Origin of the sequence: Achromobacter ruhlandii (assembly GCF_002082135.1) — a bacterium.
GTDB lineage: Bacteria > Pseudomonadota > Gammaproteobacteria > Burkholderiales > Burkholderiaceae_B > Achromobacter > Achromobacter ruhlandii.
The window spans coordinates 1971422-1978517 of the sequence record NZ_CP017433.1 but is presented as its reverse complement, the minus strand read 5'-3'; the positions used below and the strand labels follow the sequence as shown (position 1 = coordinate 1978517).

The window sequence follows — 7096 nt, the reverse complement described above, 5'->3', positions numbered from 1 at the left end:
AAGATGCGCGCGTGCTCGGCGCTCTGCGCGCACCAGCGGCGGAAGGCCTCGCCATCGACCACGCTGGCCTGGCCCGAGGCCAGGCGCACGACCCATGCCTGGGCCTCGCGCTTGAGCGCGGCCGCGGGGTCGCCGCCGGGGCGGGAGCGTCTGAAAAGGGTCGTCATGGAACTAAGACGTTTCCCGGGCCTGGGGACCGTAGCGCTGGACATACTTTTTTTCCAATTTCCCGCAACAGTGCTCCAGCCCCGCGCGCAGTTCCTTTTCCACGGTCCGCACCGAAATACCGAAACGCTCGGCGATCTCGCGGTGCGGCACCTCGTCGACCCGCGCCGCGATCACGATCGCCTGGCGCCGCCGTGGCAGCTCGGCCAACGCCGCCTCCAGCGCCTCGATCTGCTGGCGCCCCTCCGCCACCTGCGCCGGGCCGGCCGCCTCGTCGGCCATGTCGTACAGTTCCTCGATCTCGGCCATCGACAGGATGCGGGCATTGGCGCGGCGCTGGTCCTCGGCAACGTTCGCGGCGATCTTGAACAGATAGGCGGCCGGATACTCGACCGGCGCGCTCTCGGCCAGGCTGTCGACCCGCAGCCAGGCTTCCTGCATGGCGTCGTTGGCCAGGTCTTCCGACCCCAGCCGGATGCGCAGGCGCTTGCGGAATTCCTGGTACTTGGACAGGAACAGGTTGCGCAGGGCGTCGCCGGTCATGGACATGCGCGTCAGCCCGCCGCGCCGGCCAGCCGGCAATCGGTCCGCGGGTCAGGGCGCGGCGCCAGCACGATGGTCACCGGCTGCGGCAGGTCGGCCGGCGGCGGCGCGTCCATGATGAGTCCGGACAGCACCCCGGCCAGCGCTTCGTCGCGGCGCGCGTCGCCGGTGCCCGACAGCACCCGCGCTTGGCGCACCACGCCGTTGCGGCCGATCCACAGCTGCAGCGAGGCGCGGTAGCGGCCGAACTGCGCGCCGGTCCATTGGCACAGCGCGCGCGTCACGGTGTTCTGCAATACGCCGGCATAGCGCGTCACCGCGGCGGGCGACGGCGCGGCGCCTGCCGCGCGCGGCGCGGGCGCGCTCGCGGCCGACTCCACCAGCGTGAAGGCCGACGCGCTGGCATAGCGCGCCTGCAGCCCGGTGCCCGCCAGCAACTGGCGCAAGGCCTCGCGCGGCGCCAGCCGGCCGCGCACCGCGCTGCCCAGGCGGCCGGCCGTCAGGCGGCTGGTCACCAGCACCGCCATGCCGGTCGCCTGGGTGTACGCGGCCAGGGCCGCGTCCAGCGGCTGCGCGGCGATGTCGAACGCGATCGAAGCGCCGTCCGCAGCGCGCTGCTGCGCCAGCGCCGCCGGCGGCAACACCGCCAGTCCAAGCGCGAACCAGCAGGCGAACGCCCAAGCGGCCCCAGGCGCCTGCGTGACTGTCATAACACCCCGATGTCTCTAAGATGGCGTGGCGACTGCGCTGGCGGTGGCCGGGCGCAGGGCGGAAGCGGCATGGTAGCGGCGCCGTGTGAAACAAGCGTGACACGCGCACCGCCGCGCGTCCGCCAGCGCAACAAACCCGTCACCCACGCGGAGCGGCGCGTCCCTATACTGGATTCATCGGCGGCGGCCGTGCGCCGCCCGGCCTTTATGCCAAGGAACCCGCATGCGCATCCCCTGCCTCGTTTCGCGCCGCGCCAGCCTGCTGCTGGCGGCGCTGGCGATGGCGCCCCTGCCCGCGGGCGCGCAGACGCCGTCTACGGCCCAGACACCGCCTACGCCCCGGACCACGCCCGTCGCGCCGCCATCGTCCACTGGCAGGTCCGCCCCGGCCGGCGCCTGCATCGACACCGAAGTCAACGGCTACCATGCCCTGTCGTATGACTGCCTGAACCAGAAAATGGCGCCCGACGCCGCGCCCAAGCCGCCGCCCACGCTCGGCTCCGAAGCGATCACGCAGCGGCCGCCCAACCAGATGGGCCTGCCCACGCCCGCCACCATCGGCAACCGCATGGGCAACACCTTCGGCACCTCGGCCTACCCGCAGCGACCCGCGCCGTAACGGGCGCGCCCCCACCCGTGCCGCCGGCACGCGTGCATGCCAGGGCCCTGTTCGAACCGTGGCGGGCGAGCGTCGAGCCGGTCTCAGGCGGTGCGGCTGATGAAATAGATCTTCTTGACGAACTGGTCCACTTCCCAGCGGCCGGTATAGCCCTCCGGCATCACGAAGGCCTCGCCCACGGTCAGTTCATGCACGGTGCCGTCCGGATCGACCAGGCGCGCCGCGCCTTCGACGATGTAGCCGAACTCGATGTAGCCGGTGGTGTTGGACTGGAAACTGCCGGCGGTGCTTTCCCAAACGCCGGCCTCGGCGCGGCCGCCATTGCCTTCGAAGGCGGTCACGGTGCGGAACGCCGCGTCGCCCGAAATGGGACGCTTGGGCTTGCCCGGCACCGGGTTCTTCATGGGGCCGGCATCGATGCGGACCAGCCGCGATTGATCATGCTTCACTGCATTTTCCTTGGAATCAATGCGCCGCCACCACCAGCACCTCGGCCGCGCCGCGGCTGACCGTGCGCATGCGATGCGGCAGTTCGGAATCGAAATAGAGGGAATCGCCGGCGTCCAGGCGGAACGCGCGTTCGCCCACCTGGACCTCGATGGCGCCCTTGAGCACCAGCAGGAATTCCTCGCCGGGATGCGGAAAGACCGCGGCGGCGTCGGGAAATTCACGCGGCGGGTGCACGATGAAGGGTTCCATGGCCTTGACCTTGCGGCGCCCGGCCAGCGACTCGTAGTGGTATTCGTTGCCCAGGTCGCGCCGTTGCAGCGCTTCGCGATCGGCCACGCGCACCAGGCTGACGACCTCGTCCTGCGCCGCGCCGTCGCCGCCCACCAGTTGCGACACGCCCACGCCATAGGCCTCGGCCAGCCGCAGCACGGTCGATATCGAGGGCTCGCTCAGGCCCCGCTCCAGTTTGGAGAGGTAGCTTTTGGTCAGGCCCGTGCGCTCGCCCAGCTGTTCCAGGGACAGGGATTGCTGGCGGCGCAGCGCGCGCAGGCGGTGAGGCAGGTCGATCATGGGCGGAAAAGGTCGCGATAACGACCGATAAGCATGCCCGAAAGCCGTCCCCGCGTCGAGCCGGCCCGCCCGCCGCGTCCCTGGGCCCGCCCGCGCGGCAGGCCCCCTGCGCAGGCCGGGCCGCCCCGGCAGCCCCTAGCCCAGCACGTCCGGGTGCTGGCGCAGCGCGCGCCGCGCGTAATACGAAAAGCCCACCTGCGAGCGCTTGGGCGTCAGGATCCAGTCGTGCGCCTCATGCCCCAGCGCCGGCGGAATCGGCTGGATCTTGCCGGCCGCCATCGCCAGCAGCTGCATGCGCGCGGCGCGCTCGAACTGCAGCGCCAGCACGCAGGCCTCTTCCACCGTGCCCGCGGCCACCAGCATGCCGTGGTGCGACAGCAGGATGGCGCGCTTGTCGCCCAGCGCCGCCGAGATGATCTCGCCTTCCTCATTGCCCACCGGTACGCCCGGCCAGTCCTTCAGGAACGCCACGTCGCCATACAGCGGGCAGTTGTCCATGTGCGAGACCTCCAGCGGCACCTCCAGCATCGACAGCGAAGCCGCGTGCAGCGGGTGCGTATGGATGATGCAGTTGACGTCCGGCCGCGCCCGGTAGATCCAGGAATGGAAACGGTTGGCGGGGTTGGGCATGCCGCCGCCTTCCTGCACCCGCAGGTCCTCGTCCACCAGCAGCAGATTGCCGGCCGTGATCTCGTCGAACCCCAGCCCCAGCCGCTGCGTGTAGTAGCGGTTGGGTTCCGGCGCCCGCGCCGTGATCTGGCCCGCCAGGCCCGAATCGTGCCCGCCATCGAACAGGATGCGGCAGGTCAGCGCCAGGCGCTCGCGCAGCGTCCAGTCGGGCGTGTCGAACTGGCGCTGCATCTCGGCCTTGGCGCGCGCGATCAGTTCATCCTTGCCCAAATGCATCGTATCGGCCATCTTTGACTCCTCGCTATGCCGTTTCCAACAACGGCGTAAAGCCCGGCAGGGCGCGCATGCGCGCCAGCCAGGCGTGGATGTGGGTAAAGGCGGACAGGTCGTAGCCGCCCTGCTCCGCCATGCTGGTGTAGGGATAGAGCGCGATGTCGGCGATGGTCGGCGCCTCGCCCACCAGGAAGGCGCGGCCCGCCAGATGCGCCTCCATCCACGCCGCCGCGCGCATGCCGATGCGGCGCCACTCGACCATCGCCGGGTCATCCACCCGCGCCGTGCCGCGCAGGTGGATCAGCAGCCGCGGCTGCGCGAAGGCGTGCATGTGCTGGGTCTGCTCGAAGCTCAGCCAGCTGGCCACCTGCGCCTGCGCCAGCCGCCCCTCGGGCAGCCACGGCGTGCCCCGGCCCAGGTACCACAGGATCGCCTGCGACTCCGCCAGCCACACGCCTTCGGGCGTGCGCAGCGCGGGCACCTGGCGCCACGGATTGATGCGGCCGAAGGCCTCGGTCTCCAGGTCGCCCTGCACGATGTCGAACGTGCGGCGCGTCAGCGCCAGCCCCATGTAGCCGCAGGCCAGCCGGATCTTCCAGGCATTGCCCGAGCGCAGCGTGTCGGCCAGTTCCAGCGGCTGTCCCGCCAGGGGATGCGTCGTCATGCTCAATCCATCCTGATATCGGCGCGCTTGACGATCTCGGCCCACTTCTTCTTTTCGGCCGCGATGAAGCGCTGGTATTCCTCCGGCGCGCCGGCATAGAGCTGCGTGCCCTGCGCCGCCAGCCGCGTCTTCAGTTCGGGCGAGGCCAGCGTCTGGCGCAGCGCCGCGTTGAGCTTTTCCAGCACCGCCGGCGGCGTGCCGGCCGGCGCGAAGAACGCATTCCAGGAACTGATCTGCAGCCCGGCGTCGCCGGCCTCGCCCGCGGCCGGCACCTGCGGCGCCGACGGCAGGCGCTGGTCCGCCGCCACCGCCAGCGCGCGCAGCTTGCCCGAGGCCACGTGCGGCATGATCACCGGACTGGCGTCCATCACCACGTCCACCTGGCCGCCGATGGCCGCGTTGACCGCTTCGCTGCCGCTCTTGAACGGCACGTGCACGATGTCCACGCCCGCCGTCAGTTTCAGCAGCTCCAGCCCCAGGTGCGGCGAACTGGCCGTGCCCGCCGAACCGAAATTCAGCTTGGCCGGATGCGCCTTGGCGTAAGTCACGAAATCCGCGAAATTCGCCGCCGGCAGGTCGCCGCGCACCGCCAGCAGATAGGGCGAGCCGGACACCAGCCCGACCGGCGCGAACTTGTCGGGGTCATAGCTGAGCTTGGCATAGATCAGCGGGTTCACCACCTGCGTGCCCACCGTGCCCATGAAAATCGTATACCCGTCGGCCGGCGCCGTCGCCGCCACCTGCGCCGCGATCACGCCACCGGCGCCAGGCCGGTTCTCCACCACCACGCTCTGGCCGAGCGCGTCGCCCATGCCCTTGCCCACCTGGCGCGCCACGATGTCGGTGATGCCGCCGGCGCCGAACGGCACCACCAGCCGGATCGGATGATCCGGAAACGCGGCCTGCGCGCCGCTACCTGCGGCCAGCGCCAGGGCGGCGGCCATGATGATGCGCTTCATAGGATTCCCCTTGTGTCCGCCGCTGGATCGCGGCTATGACACAAAGTGTCCTATAGAGCATTGATTTTCCGCAAGGGAAATGTGATTGGGGGAATCCCTGAGGGGCGGGAATAAAGTTCGCTTTCCCGATCGGCTGCCGTCAGCCACATTCGGTCGGCGGTCAATCGGCACCTTCGACTGCTAGTTGGCATCGGCATTGACGTGGGTAACGGCCAGGTGCATTGGCTGGTCCGGCCGAAGAGTCACGTTGAGCACCGGACGTGGCGGCGCCGCGTCAATTGGCACTGCCAGCTTAACGCGGAGCAAAAGCATGGAGGCGAGCACCGTCATTTCAGCCATTGCCAGGTGCTGTCCGAGACATACGCGCGGCCCAACCCCAAAAGGAATGTACGCACCTCGTGGCAGGTCTGGAGCGTCGTGGGCAAACCGCTCGGGCCTGAATTTTTCCGGGTCGGGAAACCACCGCGGATCATGATGCAAGGCGTACACCGGGATCATGAAAAGCGTACCCGCAGGAAACGTCCAGTCGCCCAGTGGGATCGCGCGTGTAGCGCGGCGGCTCATGAGCATGGGCGCCACGGGGTAGAGCCTCATCGCCTCCTTGATCGTTTGGACAAGATAATTGGCTTCCTGACATGCCTCGAAGCTGGGCGCATTGCCCTGCAGCACGCGCCGTAGCTCATCCCGCGCCAGACTCTGGGCCTCAGGATTCGATGCCATGCACCATGCCCACCACACCAATGTCGCCGCTGTCGTTTCGTGGCCGGCAAGAAACATGGTCATGCATTCATCGCGCACGAGCTGCAGAGATCGCTTTGATTCATCCTCACGAGATTGCAGCAGGCGGGTCAGCAGATCATCGGGCCAAGCGGCGGGCGCCATCATCAAGCGACGTTTTATGTGTCGATCGATCATGTCCTTCAAAGTCCTCAGCGCACGTCGCTTCTTGCGTTTCCAGGGCATCCAGTCCGGCATGCTGGCCGGCCAATAGAACTCGGCATTGGTGGCTTCGCTCGTCACACGTATTGCGTGCTCGACAGCGCGCGCATCTTCGCCAACGCTGCTTGAAAATACCAATTGGAGAATCACGTCCATGGTCAAGGCGGTGAGTTCTCTCTCGATAGGCCAATTGGGGTGCGCCCTCGGCCACAGCTCGAACGCCCGTGTTGCGGCCTCGACGACGATCGGAGAAAAGCGCTGCACCGCCTTGGGAGAAAAACCGGGAAGCAGCGCGTGGCGGCGTCCGCGCCAATTCTCTCCTTCCGCGGTCAGCACGCTATGACCGTGTACTTGCGAAAACACGCGGATGCCGCGTTCCCAGCGGATCAACGCATCATGATGGCCAACCAGAAGCTCGCGTGCCAGTTGGGGATTGGCGACAACCACATCATGCTCCGGCCAGATACGCAGGTGCACGATGTCACCGTACGTATTTCGCCAAGCGGTCAGAGTACCCGGCAAGTCCCGTGACATGGCTTGCAGAAGCTTCCAGCCAGTAATACCAGTCTGTGGA

The 7096-nt window shown here is 68.3% G+C and carries 10 protein-coding genes; 1 reads left to right on the top strand and 9 read right to left on the bottom strand.

Translation table 11 applies throughout. The features are described 5' to 3' along the window. The 3 genes from AruCF_RS30190 to AruCF_RS09010 form a co-directional block, all read right to left on the bottom strand. On the bottom strand, positions 1-167 hold a 167-nt coding region (locus tag AruCF_RS30190), incomplete at its 3' end, for a FecR/PupR family sigma factor regulator (protein ID WP_167385872.1). Between the two features lie 4 nt (positions 168-171). Then, entirely contained in the window at positions 172-708 is a 537-nt protein-coding gene (locus AruCF_RS09015) for an RNA polymerase sigma factor (protein ID WP_231133029.1), read from the bottom strand. An 11-nt stretch (positions 709-719) separates the two neighbouring features. Beyond that, the gene (locus AruCF_RS09010) at positions 720-1418 is read right to left on the bottom strand and encodes an STN domain-containing protein (RefSeq protein ID WP_083036626.1); all 699 of its coding nucleotides are present in this window, start codon (positions 1416-1418) and stop codon (positions 720-722) included. A 223-nt stretch (positions 1419-1641) separates the two neighbouring features. Between AruCF_RS09010 and AruCF_RS09005 the strand changes: the two genes are divergently transcribed. Then, positions 1642-2037, top strand: coding sequence for a hypothetical protein (locus AruCF_RS09005; protein WP_063570256.1), 396 nt, complete (start codon positions 1642-1644; stop codon positions 2035-2037). An 83-nt stretch (positions 2038-2120) separates the two neighbouring features. Here the strand turns inward: AruCF_RS09005 and AruCF_RS09000 are convergent, their stop codons facing one another. From AruCF_RS09000 to AruCF_RS08975, 6 genes are all read right to left on the bottom strand, one after another. Further along, a complete protein-coding gene (locus AruCF_RS09000) occupies positions 2121-2486 on the bottom strand; it encodes a cupin domain-containing protein (RefSeq protein WP_054417395.1) in 366 nt (121 codons plus the stop codon). Positions 2487-2502: 16 nt separating this feature from the next. Next, positions 2503-3057 (bottom strand): helix-turn-helix domain-containing protein, encoded by a 555-nt coding sequence (locus AruCF_RS08995; RefSeq protein ID WP_054417394.1) that lies wholly within the window; start codon positions 3055-3057, stop codon positions 2503-2505. Positions 3058-3192: 135 nt separating this feature from the next. Then, on the bottom strand, positions 3193-3975 hold the full coding sequence (locus AruCF_RS08990; protein WP_063570255.1) for an aldolase: 783 nt from the start codon (positions 3973-3975) through the stop codon (positions 3193-3195). Between the two features lie 13 nt (positions 3976-3988). Beyond that, entirely contained in the window at positions 3989-4624 is a 636-nt protein-coding gene (locus tag AruCF_RS08985; RefSeq protein ID WP_063570254.1) for a glutathione S-transferase family protein, read from the bottom strand. 2 nt (positions 4625-4626) lie between these two features. Next, on the bottom strand, positions 4627-5583 hold the full coding sequence (locus AruCF_RS08980; RefSeq protein ID WP_063570253.1) for a Bug family tripartite tricarboxylate transporter substrate binding protein: 957 nt from the start codon (positions 5581-5583) through the stop codon (positions 4627-4629). Positions 5584-5763: 180 nt separating this feature from the next. Beyond that, entirely contained in the window at positions 5764-7056 is a 1293-nt protein-coding gene (locus AruCF_RS08975; RefSeq protein ID WP_063570252.1) for a cytochrome P450, read from the bottom strand. Between the last annotated feature and the right edge of the window lie 40 nt (positions 7057-7096).